Annotated in this window: 18 protein-coding genes and 1 pseudogene; 8 read left to right on the top strand and 11 right to left on the bottom strand. The window is 40.1% G+C overall.

Annotation, left to right across the window (positions count from 1 at the left end; translation table 11 throughout):
- The first annotated feature begins 27 nt into the window (after positions 1-27).
- Positions 28-816, top strand: coding sequence for a helix-turn-helix domain-containing protein (locus RFX69_RS05545; RefSeq protein WP_016654060.1), 789 nt, complete (start codon positions 28-30; stop codon positions 814-816).
- On the opposite strand, the gene RFX69_RS05550 is transcribed toward RFX69_RS05545, so the two are convergent.
- Genes RFX69_RS05550 through RFX69_RS05565 form a run of 4 tightly spaced genes read right to left on the bottom strand, consistent with a single transcriptional unit; the run spans position 811 to position 4,092 of the window.
- Positions 811-1,302 carry a GNAT family N-acetyltransferase gene (locus RFX69_RS05550; RefSeq protein ID WP_031945552.1) on the bottom strand — a complete coding sequence of 164 codons (492 nt, stop codon included), beginning with the start codon at positions 1,300-1,302 and terminating at the stop codon, positions 811-813. The genes RFX69_RS05545 and RFX69_RS05550 overlap by 6 nt on opposite strands.
- The gene (locus tag RFX69_RS05555) at positions 1,299-2,063 is read right to left on the bottom strand and encodes an ABC transporter ATP-binding protein (protein WP_289332731.1); all 765 of its coding nucleotides are present in this window, start codon (positions 2,061-2,063) and stop codon (positions 1,299-1,301) included. The genes RFX69_RS05550 and RFX69_RS05555 overlap by 4 nt, the downstream gene beginning before the upstream one ends.
- Entirely contained in the window at positions 2,060-3,070 is a 1,011-nt protein-coding gene (locus RFX69_RS05560) for an iron ABC transporter permease (RefSeq protein ID WP_153559923.1), read from the bottom strand. Before RFX69_RS05560 ends, RFX69_RS05555 begins: the two co-directional genes overlap by 4 nt.
- Positions 3,071-3,072: 2 nt before the next feature.
- Positions 3,073-4,092, bottom strand: a complete 1,020-nt coding sequence (locus RFX69_RS05565) for an ABC transporter substrate-binding protein (RefSeq protein ID WP_031963474.1) — start codon at positions 4,090-4,092, stop codon at positions 3,073-3,075.
- A 256-nt stretch (positions 4,093-4,348) separates the two neighbouring features.
- Here RFX69_RS05565 and RFX69_RS05570 point away from each other — a divergent pair.
- Positions 4,349-4,450 (top strand): annotated as a pseudogene (locus RFX69_RS05570) (hypothetical protein); the annotation flags it as partial.
- 71 nt (positions 4,451-4,521) lie between these two features.
- Here RFX69_RS05570 and RFX69_RS05575 read toward each other — a convergent pair.
- Positions 4,522-5,574, bottom strand: a complete 1,053-nt coding sequence (locus RFX69_RS05575; RefSeq protein ID WP_289332730.1) for an NAD(P)-dependent alcohol dehydrogenase — start codon at positions 5,572-5,574, stop codon at positions 4,522-4,524.
- A 56-nt stretch (positions 5,575-5,630) separates the two neighbouring features.
- Positions 5,631-6,269, bottom strand: coding sequence for a carboxymuconolactone decarboxylase family protein (locus RFX69_RS05580; protein ID WP_065709731.1), 639 nt, complete (start codon positions 6,267-6,269; stop codon positions 5,631-5,633).
- 254 nt (positions 6,270-6,523) lie between these two features.
- Between RFX69_RS05580 and RFX69_RS05585 the strand changes: the two genes are divergently transcribed.
- Positions 6,524-7,408 carry an AraC family transcriptional regulator gene (locus RFX69_RS05585; protein WP_000013631.1) on the top strand — a complete coding sequence of 295 codons (885 nt, stop codon included), beginning with the start codon at positions 6,524-6,526 and terminating at the stop codon, positions 7,406-7,408.
- A gap of 95 nt (positions 7,409-7,503) precedes the next feature.
- Here the strand turns inward: RFX69_RS05585 and RFX69_RS05590 are convergent, their stop codons facing one another.
- The 4 genes from RFX69_RS05590 to RFX69_RS05605 form a co-directional block, all read right to left on the bottom strand.
- Positions 7,504-8,376, bottom strand: coding sequence for an NAD(P)-dependent oxidoreductase (locus RFX69_RS05590; protein WP_289332729.1), 873 nt, complete (start codon positions 8,374-8,376; stop codon positions 7,504-7,506).
- Positions 8,376-9,752, bottom strand: a complete 1,377-nt coding sequence (locus tag RFX69_RS05595) for an MFS transporter (protein ID WP_289332728.1) — start codon at positions 9,750-9,752, stop codon at positions 8,376-8,378. Before RFX69_RS05595 ends, RFX69_RS05590 begins: the two co-directional genes overlap by 1 nt.
- 33 nt (positions 9,753-9,785) lie before the next feature.
- Complete coding sequence (gene denD, locus RFX69_RS05600) at positions 9,786-10,757, bottom strand: D-erythronate dehydrogenase (protein WP_289332727.1); 972 nt, start codon at positions 10,755-10,757, stop codon at positions 9,786-9,788.
- Positions 10,758-10,967: 210 nt separating this feature from the next.
- Positions 10,968-11,903, bottom strand: a complete 936-nt coding sequence (locus tag RFX69_RS05605) for a LysR family transcriptional regulator (protein WP_000774594.1) — start codon at positions 11,901-11,903, stop codon at positions 10,968-10,970.
- A 111-nt stretch (positions 11,904-12,014) separates the two neighbouring features.
- Here RFX69_RS05605 and RFX69_RS05610 point away from each other — a divergent pair, with 111 nt between their 5' ends.
- The 3 genes from RFX69_RS05610 (at position 12,015) to RFX69_RS05620 (ending at position 16,659) form a co-directional block, all read left to right on the top strand.
- Positions 12,015-13,190 carry a fumarylacetoacetate hydrolase family protein gene (locus RFX69_RS05610; protein WP_289332726.1) on the top strand — a complete coding sequence of 392 codons (1,176 nt, stop codon included), beginning with the start codon at positions 12,015-12,017 and terminating at the stop codon, positions 13,188-13,190.
- Positions 13,191-13,277: 87 nt separating this feature from the next.
- Positions 13,278-15,065 carry an IlvD/Edd family dehydratase gene (locus RFX69_RS05615; protein ID WP_289332725.1) on the top strand — a complete coding sequence of 596 codons (1,788 nt, stop codon included), beginning with the start codon at positions 13,278-13,280 and terminating at the stop codon, positions 15,063-15,065.
- Positions 15,066-15,081: 16 nt separating this feature from the next.
- Entirely contained in the window at positions 15,082-16,659 is a 1,578-nt protein-coding gene (locus tag RFX69_RS05620; RefSeq protein ID WP_289332724.1) for an aldehyde dehydrogenase (NADP(+)), read from the top strand.
- Positions 16,660-16,737: 78 nt separating this feature from the next.
- Here RFX69_RS05620 and RFX69_RS05625 read toward each other — a convergent pair whose 3' ends face one another.
- The gene (locus tag RFX69_RS05625; protein ID WP_001278392.1) at positions 16,738-17,358 is read right to left on the bottom strand and encodes a TetR/AcrR family transcriptional regulator; all 621 of its coding nucleotides are present in this window, start codon (positions 17,356-17,358) and stop codon (positions 16,738-16,740) included.
- A gap of 166 nt (positions 17,359-17,524) precedes the next feature.
- On the opposite strand from RFX69_RS05625, the gene RFX69_RS05630 reads away from it, so the two are divergent.
- Positions 17,525-19,102: an MFS transporter gene (locus RFX69_RS05630; RefSeq protein WP_271055915.1), complete on the top strand. Its 1,578-nt coding sequence runs from the start codon at positions 17,525-17,527 to the stop codon at positions 19,100-19,102.
- On the top strand, positions 19,099-20,184 hold the full coding sequence (locus RFX69_RS05635; protein ID WP_289332723.1) for an HlyD family secretion protein: 1,086 nt from the start codon (positions 19,099-19,101) through the stop codon (positions 20,182-20,184). The genes RFX69_RS05630 and RFX69_RS05635 overlap by 4 nt, the downstream gene beginning before the upstream one ends.
- Positions 20,185-20,275: the final 91 nt, after the last annotated feature.

Genomic DNA, 20,275 nt, shown 5'->3' on the forward strand with positions numbered 1-20,275 from the left:
TTTTTTATTTGTTTCAGCCAAAAATATATGCGTAATATTCCAATTAACGAGGTAGACCATCTACCACAAGCAGTTCTAGCGTTAGGGTCAGATTATCCTGCTGATACCTTATTAGATACGCATAGCCATCGCCGTGCACAGTTCTTATATGCACCCGAAGGCCTCATGAAAGTTGAAACTGAAGATGGACAATGGCTCGTGTTACCGTACAGCGGTGTATGGATACCCGCAGGTAAACCACATCGGGTATGGCTATCTAAAGTCAGTACTTATAGTTTGTACATAGAAGCGAATAGTGCACCAAGACAGGCAACATATTGCGAGGTTATACAAGTCTCGCCTTTGTTACATCAATTGCTCATTCAGGCAAATCAACTGCCTATAGACTACCAACGTGCAGGCCGTGATGGTGCTCTTATCGATTTATTGTTATATGAGCTAGAAGCTGCACCAGCCCTACCTCTGTTTATTCCTTTGCCTCACAACACATTGTTATCTAAACAATGTGCTGAGTTTATGGAGCATCCTGATATTCATAGCAGCCCTAAAGATTGGGCAAATGACCACAATAAAAGTGAACGAACTTTTCATCGTTGGTTTAAGTCAGAAACAGGTATGTCCTTTCAGGCTTGGCGTAATCGAGTCTGCATTATTTATGCTTTAAATGCCTTAAAAGAGAATATCTCAATTACGGAAATTGCTTTTAATTTGGGCTATGAACACTCGACAGCTTTTACCGCAATGTTCAGTAAAATTATGGGTTATCCGCCTACCCATTTTCAAAAAAGATTTCATGCGTATAATAAGACGCTATAAAGATTTACTCATATGAATCGTGTCATACGTATCGATCCATTCGCGTTGAATAACCTCAAAACCTTGTAGAGTCCAAAACTCTTCAGCCGCCGGTAAAAATGGATGAGTATGCAAATACAAAGTCGTAATTTCACTGTTTTTGGCATGGCTAAACAACATGTCACATAGCTGGGTCGCGATGCCCTTACGGCGGTATTCAGGCAATACAAATAACTTAACCACCTCAACCGTATTAGACGGTAAATTTAAATCAAAACGATGGTCATAAGCCCGATATGCAATGGTGCCAATAATGCGGTTTTGGTCTTTTACTGTAATGAAGCAGCCCAGTGGATCATGGACATAATGCTGCTCAAAATTTTGTAAATCTTTGGGGACTTGCCCATGATAAATTTCTGGGAATAACAGCTCTCTTGTATAAAGCGCAAACTCTACCGCAGACACATAGTCTGATTTGTCTACTAACTGATAATTCAACATATTCACAGCCAAGAATGATCAGGAATCACAATGGTTTTGTCTTGAATCATGGCTTCATGGAACTCAACATCGTAGACACTTTTTAAAAACTTCGGATCGGTGATACGTGTTTTAGACTCAGGCTTAACCACCTCATGTTGGCGCATAAAAAACAAATGGTCTGCAAATAAAAAAGCTAAATTAGGATCATGCATAATCGCAATCACCGTAAAATTTTGCCGCGACAACTGACGCAACTTTTTCATTAAATAAGACTGGTAATAAACATCGAGATGATTGGTTGGCTCATCGAGCAAAATAACTTTTGGAGCTTGCACTAAAATACGGGCAATCATAACCAATTGCCGTTCACCACCCGACAACTCGGTATAAGGACGATCGCGTAAATGCTCAATGTCTAAATCAAGCAAAGCTTGGTCTACACGTTCCCAGTCTGATTTTGAAGGTCTATATCTGCTAAAAGCAGCACGCCCTGTAATCACCACATCTTTAACCAAAAATGGAAATACGGTTTTATGAAACTGCGGTAAAAAGCCAAGCAACGCAGCCCGATCTTTCCCTTTAAAGTCCGATAATGGTTTTCCAGAGTAACGAATCAAGCCATCTTTTATGGGCTCTAGGCCAGCCATCAATTTAAAAAGTGTCGATTTACCACAGCCATTACGCCCTAAAATCACTGAAAACTGATTTTCGGGAAACTCCAGATGAATATTTTTAAGGACCTGCTCGTGCCCATAGGCATAATTTAACTGATCAATTTGAATCATGCCCAATGAGTCCTCTGTGTTTTCATTAATAATAAGAAAAATGGCGCGCCAAGTAACATGGTAAAAATGCCAATCGGTATTTCAAACGTCAGTAAAACCCGAGAAAAGTTATCAATCAACAGTAGAAAACTGCCGCCCAGCACCATATTTGCAGGAATACTGTAGCAGTGATCTGGCCCAACCAACATTCTTACAATATGCGGCATAAACAGCCCATATAAACTAATAATGCCAGCAGCAGCCACAGATGTGGAAGTACATACAGTCACTAGTACAATTAAAAGAAGCTGTTCCCACCTTGGGTTAACACCAACTGCCTGCGCTTCTTCAGCACCGAGTGCCATTAAGTTTAGGCGCCAACGCATCGCAAATAATCCGGCAAGGCCAATACAGATTGGTAACACAGCGTATTGAACTTTTTGCCAAGACGCCTGATGTAAGTTTCCCATGGTCCATTGCACAATCGCTTGCAGTTTAAATGGATCACTTAAGTATTGAATAACGGTAAGTCCTGCCAAGAACAGTCCAGAAACAATCATGCCTGATAAAATTACCATGACTAAAGACGTCTGACTCTCATGTTTCTGATGTGCAAATAAATAGGTTAAGCCAACAGCGCATACACCAAAGATAAAGGCTGATAGATTTGGCGAAAGCCAACTTAATGAAAGCGCTAAAGCTGCACCGAACGCGGCACCAGATGAAATACCGAGTACATAAGAATCGACCAAGGGATTACGAAACAATGCTTGCAAGCCATTACCCGCGGTTGCTAAGGCAGCTCCCACCATAAAGGTCAGTAAAATTCTAGGCAGCCTGACATTTACTAAAATGTTTTGCATCAATCTAAATTGTTCCGCATCAAAATATGGTGTACCAAAGACCGCTTGTACACCCCAAAACAAATAATCCCATGCACTCAATGTTTGAGTTGGCCCAATGAGCAAAGAGATAAAAATCATGAGGAAAGGTAAAGGGTAAAACCAGTAATATTTCAGCTTTTCCATATTCATGACACCAACGCTTTGGCAAGTTGCTCACCATACAACTTGGTTAAAATACGCTGTTGTAAAGCACTTACTGGTAAATCGGACTGTTCAGGATAAATACTGTGATTTAGATAAATCGCCGTAATAATAATTTTGATGGTGTGTGGGTTATATATAAATGCAGGACTCAAATTAAATACCTTTTGGTTTTGTACGGCGCTTAAACCCTGTAATTCTTTTCGTTCATAAATCAGTTTGGGATTGGTATTCCAAAGCACAATATTGTCAGGGTTCCATTCAATTAAAGTCTCGGGGTTTACGTTGGGCTGATTAGCAGCAGTCTGAACAATGTTGTAAGCACCAGCCAGCTCAATAAAATCATTGGTAATCGACTCCCGTCCTGAAGTAGAAAAAATTCGCCCTCCTGACCATGCATAGTAAATCGATTGTTTATTTGGCTGACGTGCAGTTTTGGCTGCGACTTCTGCCACAATTTCATCAGAGAAACTTAAAATTTCTTGAGCGCGCTTTTGGGCACCACTAAGAACGGCAATTTCAGATAGCTCTTCTTTCACCTGTTTATAGGTGCCTGACTCCATTACATATACAGCGATGCCAAACTGCCGTAACAGTTCAATCGTTTGAGTCTGTCCGCTCCCTACAATCACCAGATCAGGTTTTAACAACACGAGACTTTCAATATTAGTTGCATTGGCTCCTTGTGAAGGTGCTGCAAGCTGCTTATTAGCAATGCGTTTATCTATTTTTGAATAGGCATTAAATAATAAAGGTTGAATGTATACTTCAGCAGGTATACCAATTACTTTGTCACCTTGCCCTAGCATATAGAGGCCATCTAAACCCGACTCAAACAAAGAGACAATTCTTTGGGCAGGTTTGGCTACACAGACTTTTGTATTTGTACTATCAAAGACACATATTGAATGAGAGGTTGAGTTTTCTTGAGTTTTTCTATTTTGCTCAGATGAGGAACATCCACATAAAATGAGTAAAGTGAGTAATGAAGCCAATAACTTCATTATGGCACCCCGTGCACAAATAGAGTGCAAAATAAAAAGATGTGTTTATTTAGTGCATTTTTCATGTGAAAAAAACACCATAAGAGAGCAAGACGGTTTGAATCATCATTTATACAACAATCAAATTAAGTATGTTAGATAACGCCTTAGATAGTAAGCAAAAAAAACGCCAAATTTACCAACTAATAAAAACTATTTAATGATTGGGCAAAAAGTCTATAAAAGCGAGTCAAATAATTTAATCATGTTTATAGCGGTGAGCCTCGTGTTAGGACTCAGCATACCTGTTTTTGGATTTAGTATTTTATTTAAGCTATTTATCTTTGCTATGCGTAAATATATACCTTCTAAATCATAGCGCTTGCATTAATTAACCTGATGGGCTGTGCACACATAGCTATAGTATGCACAGCTCAAATAATGTCTGAATTAATCTTCAGACAATGTTTTCATATCAATCACAAAACGATACTTCACGTCGCTCTTTAGCATACGTTCAAAAGCTTCATTAATGTTTTGCATATTAATCATCTCTACTTCAGAAACGATATTATGCTCACCACAAAAATCGAGTAGTTCTTGTGTTTCTTTAATTCCACCAATAACCGAGCCTGCAATTGATTTTCTACCTAAAATCATAGGTACTGAATTTGCGCTAATTTCACCTAAATATCCAACTAATACAATGGTTCCATTTAAAGCTAAAGTTGGAATATAAGGCTTCAAATCATGGTTATAAGGCACAGTATCAACAATTAAATCAAATTGATTTAATACCGACTTCATTTGATTCTCATCTGTTGATAAGACTACATGATGTGCGCCAAGTTGTTTTGCATCTTGTTCTTTGTTTGCTGAGCGAGTAAATAGTGTCACTTCAGCGCCTAGAGCATTGGCAAGTTTAATTGCCATGTGTCCTAAACCACCTAAACCAACGACAGCAACTTTACTGCCCTTTCCAACATTCCAGTGACGTAGCGGTGACCATGTGGTAATACCCGCACAAAGTAGTGGTGGTACAGCTTGAGCATCCAGATTTTCAGGTACTTTTAATACAAAATCTTGACTACAGGTAATGCTTTGTGAATATCCACCATAAGTTGGGCGTTGGTCATGGCGATCTACGCCGCCATAAGTCTGGATGTTACCTTCTTCACAATATTGCTCTAGCCCTAAATGACAAGCAGAACAAGTACGGCATGAATCGACCATACAGCCAATGCCCACTAAATCACCAACTTTATACTTTGTGACTTTAGGACCGATTGAGGTAACACGTCCAACAATTTCATGGCCCGGAACTAATGGATAAGCACTAAATCCCCAATCGTTTTTAGCTTGATGTAGATCAGAGTGACAAACACCACAATACTCAATTTGAATGACAACATCATCTTCACGTGGGGTTCTACGTTCAAATTTAAACGGAACTAAAGGAGTTTCTGATGACAGCGCGGCATAACCTAAAACTTCAGTTGTCATATTTTTTTCTCTCATGCTTAATGTAAATAAAGACGATTTTTTCGCTGGGAGCTCATTTAGAGCGATTGATTGTGAAAACTGGTCAATACATTTTGGAACCTTTGACCCACTTGCAGACTTACTTTTTCAGCAAGTATTTTCTGTATATTTTCAAATTGATGAGAACTAACACCTTGAGTCTTTGCAATATTAAGATGGGATTGAAGTTGGCTATCTACACCTTCTAGAGCCGAAAGCATGCTCAAAGTAGCAATCTCACGATCTTGCCAATTCAGCACATCCCTTGAAAAAATATCGCCAAAAAGATGAGCCTTTAAATACTCATCTATAGCTGGAACAAACTCAAAAAGTGCACCTTTTACAGGTTGACCCACCAACTGAGTTTGATTCTGAGTACCTTGTAAAAGTGCCTGATAATCTTTCGGTAGAGTGCTGTTAGTCTTACCCTCTATGTCACGAATACCGCTTTCTTTACGCTGCTCTAGCACCTGCATAAATGTTGTAAGGGCATTCAAACTTCGAGGAAAACCTGCATAGGCATAGGTTTGAACTAAAACTTCCTTAATTTCTGCAATGGTTAACCCTAAATCTAAACCATCTTTTAATGATTGACTGAGTTTAGCTAGGTCACCATTTGCAGCATAGGCAGCAATCGGTATGATTGCCTGTTGCTGTTCGGATAAAGAATTTTGCATTTGCGTTATTTCCTTCTTTTGAGATAAAGGAAGCTGGACCATATGGGTAGCTGCATAAATCTGTTGATTCAGCGCCAACAAAATGAGGGATGCAGGATTAAGCGTTGTTCAAACAGTATAAAAATGAAAGTTGTAAGGTGTTGTTCTATTCCTCTCACAGATTTGCCTAATCCTCCGAATTGTTGCACTTCTCACTATTTTTCTTATTTGAAATGTCTACAATAAAAATACAGAGGGTAATCGGTAGAATCTGAATGGCGAATAGGTCCAACCATAATCAAGAATTGGCCCAACTTGTCGATCAATGGACACGAGAAAAAGGCACATTCGAAACAGCTATTACGGGACTGACTTTATATCGTGCAGAGACATTGACCAAACCAAGTAGCAGTATGATGGATGCGAGTCTATGTATGATTGCTCAAGGCAAAAAACAGGTGATTCTTAGCGAAGAGACTTATACTTATGACTCTAACCATTTCCTTTTTACTGCAATTGACCTGCCTGTAATTGCTCAAGTGCTTGAAGCTTCTGTTGAACAACCCTATCTCTCAATTGTGCTAAGGCTAGACCCATATTTACTTGCTCAAATCATGCTTGAGGCCCATATTCCCTTTAAAGATGTAAATACTGAGAAAAAAGGAATGGCTGTTGGAGTAGTCAATTCAGAGCTGAATGATGCGTTTATACGGTTAATAAAATTACTAGATACGCCACAAGACATTCCCATCTTGTCTCCTCTTATTATTAAGGAAATTTTTTATCGTTTATTGATGAGCCCGCAAGGCGATCGACTTAAACGTATTGTAGCGGCAGGCACTACAGGTCATCGAATTGTGAAGGCGATTGAATGGCTGAAAACAAATTTTGCGAAACCATTTAGTATTGAAGAATTGGCAAGCACAATGGGGATGAGTGCATCAAGTTTTCATCAACATTTTAGGGATATAACCTCAATGAGTCCCTTACAGTATCAAAAGAGAATGAGGTTGACCGAGGCACGGCGTTTATTAATGACCGAAGAATACGATATTTCATCTACCAGTATGCAAGTCGGTTATGAAAGCTTGTCCCAATTTTCCAGAGAATATAAACGTTTTTTTGGGGTTTCTCCGTCAGTAGATATTAAGAATATATAAAAGCAATAAACGCGGACTATTAAAAAATTAATACCAGAAAAAAAGCGGTACTTGATTATGTCTATTCATCAAGTACCGCTAAAATTAAAGCAATATTACACATGATTCATTCGTTCAAGCTCACGAATTAAACCAGAATGATCAAGCTCACCGTCTCCAGCAGCAAGCATATTTTCGAACAATTGACTGACTTTTTGGGCTATAGGTAAATTCAACTCAAGCGATTTAGCATAGCTAACGGCTGTATGAATATCTTTATGCTGGTTTCGAGCTGTACCTCCCGGTTTAAAATCTCGATTTAACATACGTTCGCCATGCTGTTGCAAAATCGGGGAATCTGCAAAACCGCCTGTTAATGCTTGTTTTAGTTTTATCAGGTCTGCTCCTGCTTTACTGGCAAGCAATAAACCTTCACTCACGGTTGCAATGGTGGATGCGACTATCATTTGATTGACGAGTTTTGCCAACATTCCACAGCCGGCATCTCCGACTAAAACTGGTCGCCCCATGGCAGATAGAACATGTTCAGCATGTGAAAATGTTTGAGCATCGCCGCCAACCATAATCGCCAGACTTGCATTTTGAGCACCTTTTTCACCGCCAGAAACAGGTGCATCTAAATATCTAAGTCCTCTTTCTTTACATTTTTCACTTTGTGTCTTTGCAAATTCAACAGGTATCGAACTCATCACTATGACCGTGCTTTCAGGTTTTAGCTGTGAAATTGCACCACGTTCTTGAAATAGAATTTCATCACAGGTTTTTCCATCACTGAGCATACAAATCAGAAACTCTACATCTTTTCCGACTTGTTCAAATTCACTACAAACATGAGCACCCGCCTCTTTTAAACTTTCTGCTTTAGATGAAGTTCGATTCCAGACCTTAACTTGATGACCAGCTTTTAATAAGTTCATGGCCATTGGCATTCCCATAATGCCAGTTCCAACAAAACCAATCCGAGCCATTATTTCATCTCCGTAGCAGTCCGCACTTTAAGTCGCTGTTGTTCTACTTTTAGGCTATCAGACTTTAACTTTGCCAAAAGCAGTAACCCTAAACCGCCCATGGCGACAAATCCTGCAATAGCAAGGAACGCTACTGTATAGGTGCCCGTGGTGGTATATAAATAGCCTGTTAAATATGGACCAGTAAAACCACTTAAATTACCTACAGAGTTAATTAAGCCAATACCGGCTGCGGCACCCACTCCTGTTAAAGTTTGCCCAGGAATAGTCCAGAAGATGTTAATCGCACTAAATACACCAATTGCGAGCAAAATAAAGCCCACAATAATTGCCCACGGTTGATTCACAATCAAAGCAATCGCAATTGCGAAAGCCGCCATAAGTGCTGCACAAGCACCGTGTTTATAACGCTCTTGTTTACGGTCAGAACGGCGGCTCCATAAAACCATACCAACCGCCGCAAATGCATATGGAATAGCGGTGAGTAAACCATTTTGGATAAGGCTAATTTGCATACCAAAGGTGTTACGGAACGACTCTAAAACACTTGGTAAGAAGAAGAACATCGCATTTGAACCAGACGTAATTCCAAAATAAACAATTGCCATAATCCACACTAAAGGATTTTTAAACACTTGTTTAATGAGTTCACCTTTTGTTAAAGCTGCATCGGCAGATTGCTCTTTTTCTCTTTCTTCGCACTCTAGCGTATTCATGAGCCATTGGCGCTGCTCAGTTGTTAACCACTGTGCTTCTTTCGGGTTATTGGTTAAATATTTTAGACAGATTAATCCTAAAATAATGGAAGGAATCCCTTCTAAAACATACATCAAACGCCAGCCTTCATAGCCAATGGTATTGCCCCATTGCATAAGGCCGACCGAAATTGGCGCTCCAATAATCTGAGCAATTGGTAACCCTAAATAGAATGTCGCGAAGACACGGGCACGATATTTAGCAGGAAACCATAAGGTTAAATAAAAAATAACCCCCGGAAAAAAACCCGCTTCTGCAATACCCAGTAAAAACCGTAAAATAATAAATTGAGTCCCACTATGGATAAATCCCATAAGTCCGGCAATAATTCCCCAAGTAATCATGATTCGGGCAATCCAGATCCGTGCACCAAACCGATGAAGTAAAATATTACTCGGTACTTCTGCAATAAAGTATCCCAAGAAAAATACACCCGCACCTAAACCAAAAATAGTTTGGGTAATTCCAATTGCATCATTCATATGTAGCGCAGCAAAACCAATATTGGTTCTGTCTAGAAAGGCCATAATGAATAAAATAATAAGAAACGGGATGATTCGACTCGAAATACGCTTAATTGTCTGCTCTTCGAGAGCTGTGACATTTTTGATATCTTCCATAATAACTCTCACATGAATTGGCGATCACTGCCATTAATTTTGGGTATCTTCTATATGTGCCTGAATGATGCTTTCAAAATTCTCATCTGCTTGGAAACCTAAAGATTCGGCATATTCAGCTTTCACTTGAACCGGCCAACTTTGAACAATCCTTTGAATCGTTTTATCTTCTTGCCACTGCACTAAATCAGTTGCTTGTTTACCGGCAACTTTTTCAAGAGCCTCAAGCATTTGCTTAACGGTAACGGTCAATCCCGGTAAGGGAATAATTCGGTTATCTTGGAGTGCCTCTGAAGAAATTGACGCAGCCTTAATCATTGACTCAACACAGCGTCGTGGTGAAGTAATGAAAACCGGAGTATCTGGCGGGACTGGACAAATCGCCGTTTCACCTTTTAAAGGCTCGCGGATAATTGAGCTAAAAAATGTAGATGCGGCTTTATTAGGCTTACCCGGACGAACCACAATAGTCGGTAATCTTAAAACACGGCCATCAATAAAGCCTTTACGTGAATAATCTGAAACGAGCAATTCTCCTACTGCTTTTTGCATACCGTAAGAGGACTTTGGTGTAACCACCGTATCATCTGTTACAACTTCTGGTAATTGACCACCAAATACAGCGCAGCCACTCGCAAAAATGACTCGAGGCATTGTTTGTTTTTTTCTTAATTCTTCTAATAAATTTAAAAGACCATAAAGGTTTACATCCATTCCCAAGTCAAAATCAGCCTCTGCTGCCGAACTCACCACGGCGGCTAAGTGCCAAACAACATCAATTTTTTCTGTAATATTTGCCACTATGGTTTTGTCGGTAATATCGCCAATCACCACTTCAATTTTTGGGTCTTGCGGTAAATCATCACCAGCAAACGCATCAAACAAAATAATTTTATCGATGGGCTTAGCTTGTTTACCATCTAAAGTCAGGCTTCCGGTTTTTAAAATCTCTTTGGCGATTTGCTTTCCAATAAAACCCGTGCCGCCAGTAATTAACACATTCATACAGGGATCCTTTCCTAATTCTTATTCACTTAAAGATTTTTAATCATCATGAATTAAACGATAAGGAGTCCCTGCAATAATTTCCAATGAATAATTTCTAAATATTGATAACTTTTTAATATCAGTTTTATGATGAAACTTTGACTAAATTAAATAGGCTTTCTTTTAATTTAAAAGCCCCAAGTCTTCTATGACTTGAGGCTGAGGACTTTACTTACGTTTTGCATTTTTAAGTAAAATATTAATAAATGCTGCGGCTATATCAGACACTGGTTCATCTTTACGTGTCAAAATTCCATAATCTTGGGCATCTAAAATCAGGTCTGTTTCTAAAATCTGTAGTTGTCCTTCTTTCACCTGATCAATCACCATTGCTTCTGGCAACATGCCCACCATAGGTGCGCCTTTTAAGATCTGTAAAAAGGTCTGCATCGACATGGTATTTACCGTATTTAAAGGAATTTTGACTTTAGCTCGGGCAAATGCACCTTCCATACGCTCCCGAATGGGTGTGCCTTTAGGATAAAGTACCCACGGCCATTTTAATAATTCTTCTAATGTACAAAACTTTTTCTGGGCACATGGGTGCGCATTATTGACAACAATACAGAAGGGTTCAGGGCCTAACGGCTGGAAATCGAAAAACTGACTTTGCGTCACATCGGTAAAGCGACCTATGGCTAAATCTAGAGTATGTTCACTCAACATTTCCATTAAATGGTCACTGGTCTGTTCAACAACATCTATAGAAAGTAGCGGCCATTGTTTCTTAATTTCGATAATTGAGTTTGGAATTACCACGGCGGTCGCTGCAAATATTCCCCCTACTTTTAAAAATCCATGTCCACCCAACCGTAAAATCTCGATGTCTTCGACAAAATGCTTTGCGTCATTCAAAACACGTTGTGCATAACGAATGACATGTTCACCCAATGCCGTTACAGGCATATTTCGGGGCAGCCGCTCAAAGACCTGAAACCCAAGAAGGCCCTCAATTTCCTTTAGCATTTTACTTACGGCAGGTTGACTTAAATTCATCTGCTCGGCAGCCAAATGCATGTTATTGGTTCGAGCTAACGTCTCTAATAAAACCAAATGCTTGAATTTAAGCCAGTTATTTAAACTTGAGTAAGTCAAATCTGCCATTTTTAAAATTCCTTTTTGATAACCACTGGTTATTAATAATTAAATTATTACGATTGGTGTTTATTAAATAAGAAACATATCATGATTTCAAATAAAAGAAGGAAGCTTTAAATGAACTTTACGTTAAATTCCCAGAACTCATTACCAGATGATGCAACTCAAGGATGTTTAATTGGCCGTGCGTGGATTCCAAGTCAAATTTCGGGTCCATCCCCTATTATTTTAAGAGGCAATCAAGTTTTTGATATCTCGGAAAAATTTCATACTATTTCCGAGTTACTTGAAAGTGCGGATCCTTTAAAAGCTTTATCTGAAATTGAAGGAAGACGAGTTGGTTCAATTGATGAATTATTTGCCAATACTATCGCCGAGCCAGATAACAACAAGGCATATTTTTTAGCCCCAATTGATTTACAAGTAATTAAAGCGGCAGGTGTTACCTTTGCTGCAAGCATGTTAGAACGAGTGATTGAAGAACAAGCCGGTGGCGATGCACAAAAAGCTCAATCGATTCGTGAAGTTGTACAAGGCGTAATCGGTGATAATTTAAAAACAATCGAACCCGGTTCTGAAAAAGCGCTACAACTCAAAGAATATTTAATCGAACAAAAAATGTGGTCTCAATATCTTGAGGTGGGTATTGGTACAGATGCCGAGATTTTTACTAAAGCCCCTGTTTTAGCGGCTGTAGGCACAGGACAAAATATTGGTATTCACCCAAAGTCTGAGTGGAATAATCCAGAGCCGGAAGTCGTATTAGTTGCCAACAGCCAAGGTAAAATTTTAGGCGCGACTTTAGGTAACGATGTGAATTTACGAGACTTTGAAGGACGTAGCGCTTTACTGTTGAGTAAAGCGAAAGATAACAACGCATCTTGTGCAATTGGCCCATTTATTCGCATTTTTGATCATACTTTTACTTTAAATGATATTCGTACTTGCGATGTTGAACTGCAAATTCAAGGCACCGATAACTTTGTGTTAAATGGGGTAAGTTCTATGTCGCAAATTAGCCGAGATCCTGAAGATTTAATTCAACAAACTCTTAATGAAAACCATCAATATCCAGACGGTTTTGTTTTGTTCTTGGGTACTTTATTTGCACCGACTCAAGATCGAGAACAAGCTGGGGCTGGCTTTACCCATAAAGTCGGAGATGTCGTCCGTATTCATTCACCTAAACTTGGTACTTTGTACAACACGGTTATGACCAGTGATAAAGCAACACCGTGGAATTTTGGAATAAATGCTTTGATGCGTAATTTGAAGCAGCGTGAATTACTATAATTTTCACGTATTATCGATCGGTTGAATTGCAAGATTCATCCCGTAAATAAACTAAATTTCAAAAAGTATGAGTGAAAGGATCAAAAAATGAATGATCAAAATAAACGGATTTTTTTACGTAGCCAAGAATGGTTTGATGATCCTGAACATGCCGACATGACCGCTTTATATGTTGAGCGCTACATGAATTATGGTTTGACCCGCGCCGAGTTACAATCAGGTCGCCCGATTATTGGAATTGCACAAACCGGTAGTGATTTGACCCCATGTAACCGTCATCACAAAGAACTTGCTGAACGCGTTAAAGCGGGTATTCGAGACGCGGGTGGTATTCCAATGGAATTCCCCGTCCACCCGATTGCAGAACAAACCCGTCGTCCAACTGCTGCACTTGACCGCAACTTGGCCTATTTAGGTTTGGTTGAAATCTTGCATGGTTATCCGCTTGATGGTGTAGTGCTGACTACTGGCTGTGACAAAACTACCCCTGCATGTTTAATGGCAGCAGCCACAACAGATATACCTGCAATTGTGTTGTCTGGTGGGCCAATGCTAGATGGTCATTTTAAAGGTGAGTTAATTGGTTCCGGCACTGTGCTTTGGCATGCAAGAAACTTACTTGCGACTGGTGAAATTGACTATGAAGGGTTCATGGAAATGACCACTTCTGCTTCACCTTCAGTCGGGCATTGCAACACCATGGGCACTGCACTTTCCATGAATGCTTTGGCAGAAGCGTTAGGTATGTCTTTACCGACATGTGCAAGTATTCCAGCACCATATCGTGAACGTGGGCAAATGGCCTATATGACTGGCAAAAGAATATGTGAAATGGTTTTAGAAGATTTACGTCCTTCTAAAATTATGACCAAACAATCTTTTGAAAATGCAATCGCAGTAGCCTCAGCTTTAGGTGCATCGAGTAACTGTCCTCCTCACCTCATTGCAATTGCCCGTCATATGGGTATTGAGCTGAGTTTAGAAGACTGGCAACGTGTGGGTGAAAACATTCCGCTTATTGTGAACTGTATGCCGGCGGGTAAATATTTGGGTGAAGGTTTCCATCGTGCGGGTGGTGTTCCTGCCGTTTTACACGAATTACAAAAAGCTGGTGTATTACACGAAGATTGTGCATCGGTTAGCGGTAAAACAATTGGGGAAATTGCCAAAAATGCAAAAACTTCAAATGTAGATGTCATTTTCCCTTATGAACAACCTCTTAAACATGGTGCCGGTTTCATTGTGCTCAGTGGCAACTTCTTTGACAGCGCCATTATGAAAATGTCTGTAGTGGGCGAAGCATTTAAAAAAACCTATTTATCAGATCCAAACAATGAAAATAGTTTCGAAGCACGTGCAATCGTTTTTGAAGGTCCCGAAGACTATCACGCACGTATCAATGACCCTGCCTTAAACATTGATGAACATTGTATTTTAGTCATTCGTGGCGCAGGTACGGTGGGTTATCCGGGTAGTGCTGAAGTCGTCAATATGGCTCCTCCAGCGGAGTTAATTAAAAAAGGGATTGATTCACTGCCTTGCTTAGGAGATGGCCGCCAAAGTGGAACTTCTGCCAGCCCTTCTATTTTAAATATGTCACCCGAAGCGGCTGTAGGCGGTGGAATTGCCTTACTTAAAACCAATGACCGTTTACGTATTGATTTAAATAAACGTTCTGTCAACGTGCTCATTTCTGACGAAGAGTTAGAACAACGCCGCCGTGAATGGAAACCGACGGTATCTCCATCTCAAACACCTTGGCAAGAAATGTATCGCAACATGGTAGGTCAATTATCTACTGGTGGTTGTTTGGAACCCGCAACTTTATATATGCGAGTCGTAAACCAAGACAACCTTCCAAGACACTCTCATTAATTTCAGGATATTTGTTATGACCATTATCGGACACAACTTTATTGGCGGTTCACGCAGCGCACAAGGTACAATCTTATTAAAAAGCATTCATGCTACGACTGGTGAAACTTTGCCTTATGAGTTTCACCATGCAACCGAGCAAGAAGTGAATCAGGCCTGTGAAGCAGCCAGTCAAGCGTTTAAGACTTATCGCCATACATCTCCTGAACAGCGTGCTGTTTTTTTAGAAAACATTGCAGATGAACTCGATGCTTTAGGTACAGATTTTCTTGAAATTGTCTCACAGGAAACCGCTTTGCCACTTGCACGTTTACAAGGTGAACGTGCCCGGACCAGTGGGCAAATGCGTTTATTTGCTAAAGTGTTGCGCCGTGGCGACTTTTTAGGTGCCCGTATTGATACCGCTTTGCCTGAGCGTCAGCCTTTACCTCGCCCAGACCTGCGCCAGATTAAAATCGGTGTTGGCCCTGTGGCAGTCTTTGGGGCAAGTAACTTTCCTTTAGCATTCTCAACCGCGGGTGGTGACACTGCTTCGGCACTGGCAGCAGGTTGCTCTGTAGTGGTGAAAGCCCATAGTGGACACATGGCCACAGCAGACTTTGTAGCACAGGCAATTGAGCGTGCCGTAGAAAAATCAAATATGCCAAAAGGTGTATTTAACATGATCTATGGTAATGGCGTGGGTGAACCATTAGTGAAGCATCCTTTAATTCAGGCTGTGGGTTTTACAGGTTCATTACGTGGGGGTCGTGCTTTATGTGATATGGCCGCAGCCCGTCCACAACCGATTCCGGTGTTTGCTGAAATGAGCAGTATTAACCCGATGCTGATGTTGCCCAAAGCCTTAAAAAACCGTGGTGAAAAAATTGCACAGGACTTGGCAGATTCAGTGGTTTTAGGCTGTGGTCAGTTCTGTACCAATCCGGGTTTAATTTTAGGTATTAAATCAGCTGAATTTAGTCAGCTCATTAGCAACCTGACTGAAATTATGGGGGCTAAGTCTGCACAAACTATGCTCAATGCCGGCACCTTAAAAAGCTATACCGCTGGACTTGAGCACTTAACTCAGCATCAAGGCATTAAGCATTTGGCAGGTCAAACTCAACAAGGCAATCAGGCGCAGCCGCAACTGTTTAAAGCTGATGTTGAGCTTTTACTGGCGGGTGACCAGCTTTTACAGGAAGAAATCTTTGGGCCAACTACAGTCATCATTGAAGTTGAAGATAAAGCTCAACTCATTCAGGCACTACAAAGCATGAATGGGCAACTGACTGCGACTTTAATTGCCGATGAAGCTGACTTAACTGAGTTTGCAGATGTAGTTCCTGTGCTAGAGGAAAAAGCTGGTCGATTACTTATAAATGGCTACCCAACAGGTGTTGAAGTCTGTGATGCCATGGTTCATGGTGGACCATACCCAGCCACTTCAGATGCACGAGGTACTTCAGTTGGAACCTTGGCCATTGACCGTTACTTGCGCCCTGTGTGTTACCAGAACTATCCGCAAAATTTATTGCCAGAGGCTTTAAAAGATAGCAACCCGTTGCAGATTTTAAGACTGGTTAATGGTGAGATGACTAGAAACGCGATCTAAAAATAAAAAGAGGCCACAAGTTGGTCTCTTTTTTACTTCTACATTTAGGTTTTTTAAGGAGGTATAAGTTCCTTAATATCAATCTAGTTTGTAATTAATATTTTTTAAAAATAAATCAACAGCGTATTCAACCCAAGTACTAATTTCATCAGCTGAGATTAAATAATCAGGATGAGTCAAACATTTTAGGTGGGCATCACTTCTTAAAAGCGATAAAAATATATTTGCTGCGACTTCCGAAGAAGACGTTAATTCAATTTCTCCTTGTTTAACCGACTTTTCAAGATAACCTGCAATAATATTTGCTAGACGTTGTGGTCCCACTTCAAAGAACTTTTCGGATAATTCCGGGAACCTTACAGCTTCTGCAATACAGACTCTAAAAAAAGCCAAACCTGAATGCGATAAGATAAAGCACAGATAAGTTTTCCCAATTTCGGTTAAGGCTGAACGTAAATTTTTGGCTTTTGTCTCAACCGACATAATTTGTTTTTGCATGTTGGTACATTGGCGTTCAATGACCGCAGCAAACATCGCTTCTTTATTTTTAAAACAACCATACATGGTCGCTTTTGAAACGCCCGCTTCTTTTTGAATCATATCTGTGGTTGTTCCACTAAAACCATGGATCAGAAAAAACTTTGTTGCTGCATCCAGAATTTTTTGATCTTTCTCATTCGTTTTAGTGCAATCAGACATACGACCCTACAAACATATTTAGCAATTTCATTCTTAGTGTAACTCATCGAAAAGTTCAAAATCGAGAATTGACGTAAATTTAATAAGATAGTAGAGTACCGATCGGTACAGTTGAGCTTAATCACCGCTATAAGCATTAAGCTCATTTTAAAATTTAAGGTAAAAGATGAATATACGACCACTCATCGGTTTGGCAGGTGCAATTTTTGCAGCCATGACTGTCGAATTTAATAACCGAATTAGCAGCATTACCTTGGTCGATATTCGCGGTGAGATGGGTATTAGTGTCGACTCTGGTTATTGGGTCAGCAGTATTTATGCCAGTGCCATGATTATTGGGATGATCCTGTCCACCAGTTGGGCCGTTATTTTTTCTATGCGTTGGGTTCTTCTTTTTGCGATAGGACTTTGCCTCTTCTCTAGCGTTTTAATTCCTTTTAGCCCAAATATCGAAATATTTTATTTATTACGGGGCTTACAAGGACTCGCCAATGGTTTAACTATTCCTTTATTAATGGCATGTGCACTTAGATTCCTAGGACCTGAAATTCGTCTATGGGGCTTGGCCTGCTATGCATTGACAGCAACTTTTTTCCCAAACTTAAGCGCTGCGCTTGCTGCCTTTTATTTAGATGTGATTGGTTGGAAGATGATATTTTTCCAAACCATCCCTTTTTGTGCTTTAAGTGCTGCGTTAGTTTACTTCGGTATTCCGCAAGATCCATTAAATTACTCAAGAATAAAAACTTACGATTGGACTGGCGCGATTCTAGCCATTATTGGTTTGGCAAGCCTTAGTACCATGCTTTTGCATGGCAATCATTTGGACTGGTTCCATTCAAAATTGATTTGTGTTTTGGCTTTAATGAGTGCCATTACCCTCCCTTTATTTTTAATACATGAATGGCGCTATCCAACACCATTAATTAAACCGCAAATGCTCGAAATACGAAATTTTGGTTATGCTGTTATTGCGTTGTTCTGCTTTGTGGTTATTGGTATGTCAACCAGTACATTACCCCTTAATTACTTAAGCGCCGTGCATGGTTATAAGCCTACTCAAACCATGTGGATTGGCTTACAAATTGCCGCATTACAATTTATCTATATCCCGATTGTTATTAAAGTTTTGAACCAAGCTTGGGTTGATAGCCGATATGTACATGGATTTGGTTTACTTTTGGTTATGGTTGGCTGCTTAGGTGCAAGTCAACTTGATACGACTTGGAACCAAGACCAATTCTATTTTTGGCATGCAATCTCATGTTTAGGTCAAACCTGTGTAGTGCTTTCGCTCCTCATGATGGGTACAAATAGCGTCCATCCAACTATGGCAATTTATGCTTCGCCTATGATTAACACCCCGCGTGCTATTAGCGGCGTACTCGGTGTATGCCTTTTGGACTGGGTCAATCGAGTACGTGGCGAATACCATTCAACACGACTGATTGAAAATACCGCACAACATGTTTTTCAAAATATTCAAGGCCCTGTTATTAATCCTCTTACCCCGCCTGTGCTGAGTGCAGATGGTACCGAACGTGTTTCCGGTGGTTTATCTGCCTTAAATTCTGCGATTCAGGCACAGCAATCAGTTTTAGTCATTAGTGATCAATATTTGATTTTAGCGGGACTTACTGCAATTTTATTTATCGTTATGCTGATTTTGCCAGTTAGAACTTATCCACCACGCATTGCTCTCATTAAGTTAATGAATAGTCATAACTCAGGAAAATCTTTATGAGTACTCTCGAAGCCCAAGATCACTCCATGACCGAGTCACCCAAGTTAACAAAGATGCAATATCTTAAGAAACACTGGGTTATGGTTATTGCATTTATAGTCGTTCTAGTTTCCATTTTATGGATTTTAAAAGTTATATTTTTACCTTCTTCCATTGTTAAAACTGACGATGCGCGGGTAGATGTCGAGTACTCAACCATTGCTCCCAAAGTGTCAGGTAATATTCAAGAAATTTATATTAAAGATCACCAGACCGTAAAAAAAGGCCAGCTTTTGGCACGGATTGATGCACGTGATTATCAGGCGGCTTTAGCTGAAGCTGAATCTAATTATGCCAAAGCACAAGCTGACTTAAATGAAGCAATGCTGGCAGTAGAAAGACAACCAACTGTTATTCGAGAAACAGAGGCCCAGCTTAGAAAAGTAGAAGCCAGCATTAAACTCACTAAAGATAATACTGCACGCTATGAGCAATTACAGGCACTTGGTGCTGAGTCTAGATTGATTACACAACAGTCAAAAACCACACTAACCGAGCAATATGCCGACTTGGACAGTAGTAAAGAAAAAGTTATTGATGCACAGTATCAGCTCAACCAATATAAGATTCAGGTTCAAGCTAAACAAGCTGCTTTGAAACAAGCCCAAGCTGCGCTTGATAAAGCAAAACTGAATCTGAGCTATACAGAAATTCGAGCGCCTATTGATGGCATGATTGGGCAGAAGTCTGCAAATGTGGGCAACTTTGTTGGCGCAGGTAATCCACTCATGGTGGTTGTGCCTTTAGATCAAGTGTATGTAGAAGCAAACTTCCGTGAAATTGAGCTAAAACGAATTAAAATCGGCCAGCCTGTCACTGTTTATGTCGATGCTTATAACGTTGAGTTAAAAGGTGTGGTAGATAGTTTTTCACCATCGACTGGTGCATTCTTCTCGCCAATTTCAGCAACAAATGCGACGGGTAACTTTACTAAAATTGTTCAGCGTTTACCTTTACGCATCAAACTCCTTGAGAACCAACCTGATATTAAATTGTTGCGTCCTGGTCTATCTGTTGTGGTTTCTGTGGATACGACCAAATAAACGGAATCAACTGAGCACTTCAAACTTTAAATGAGCCTCATTGTTAGTCTTACTCCTAATGAGGCCTCATCAAATTCAATATTAAATTAAG

Origin of the sequence: Acinetobacter sp. 148, assembly GCF_031196675.1 — a bacterium.
Taxonomy (GTDB): Bacteria; Pseudomonadota; Gammaproteobacteria; order Pseudomonadales; family Moraxellaceae; genus Acinetobacter; species Acinetobacter baumannii.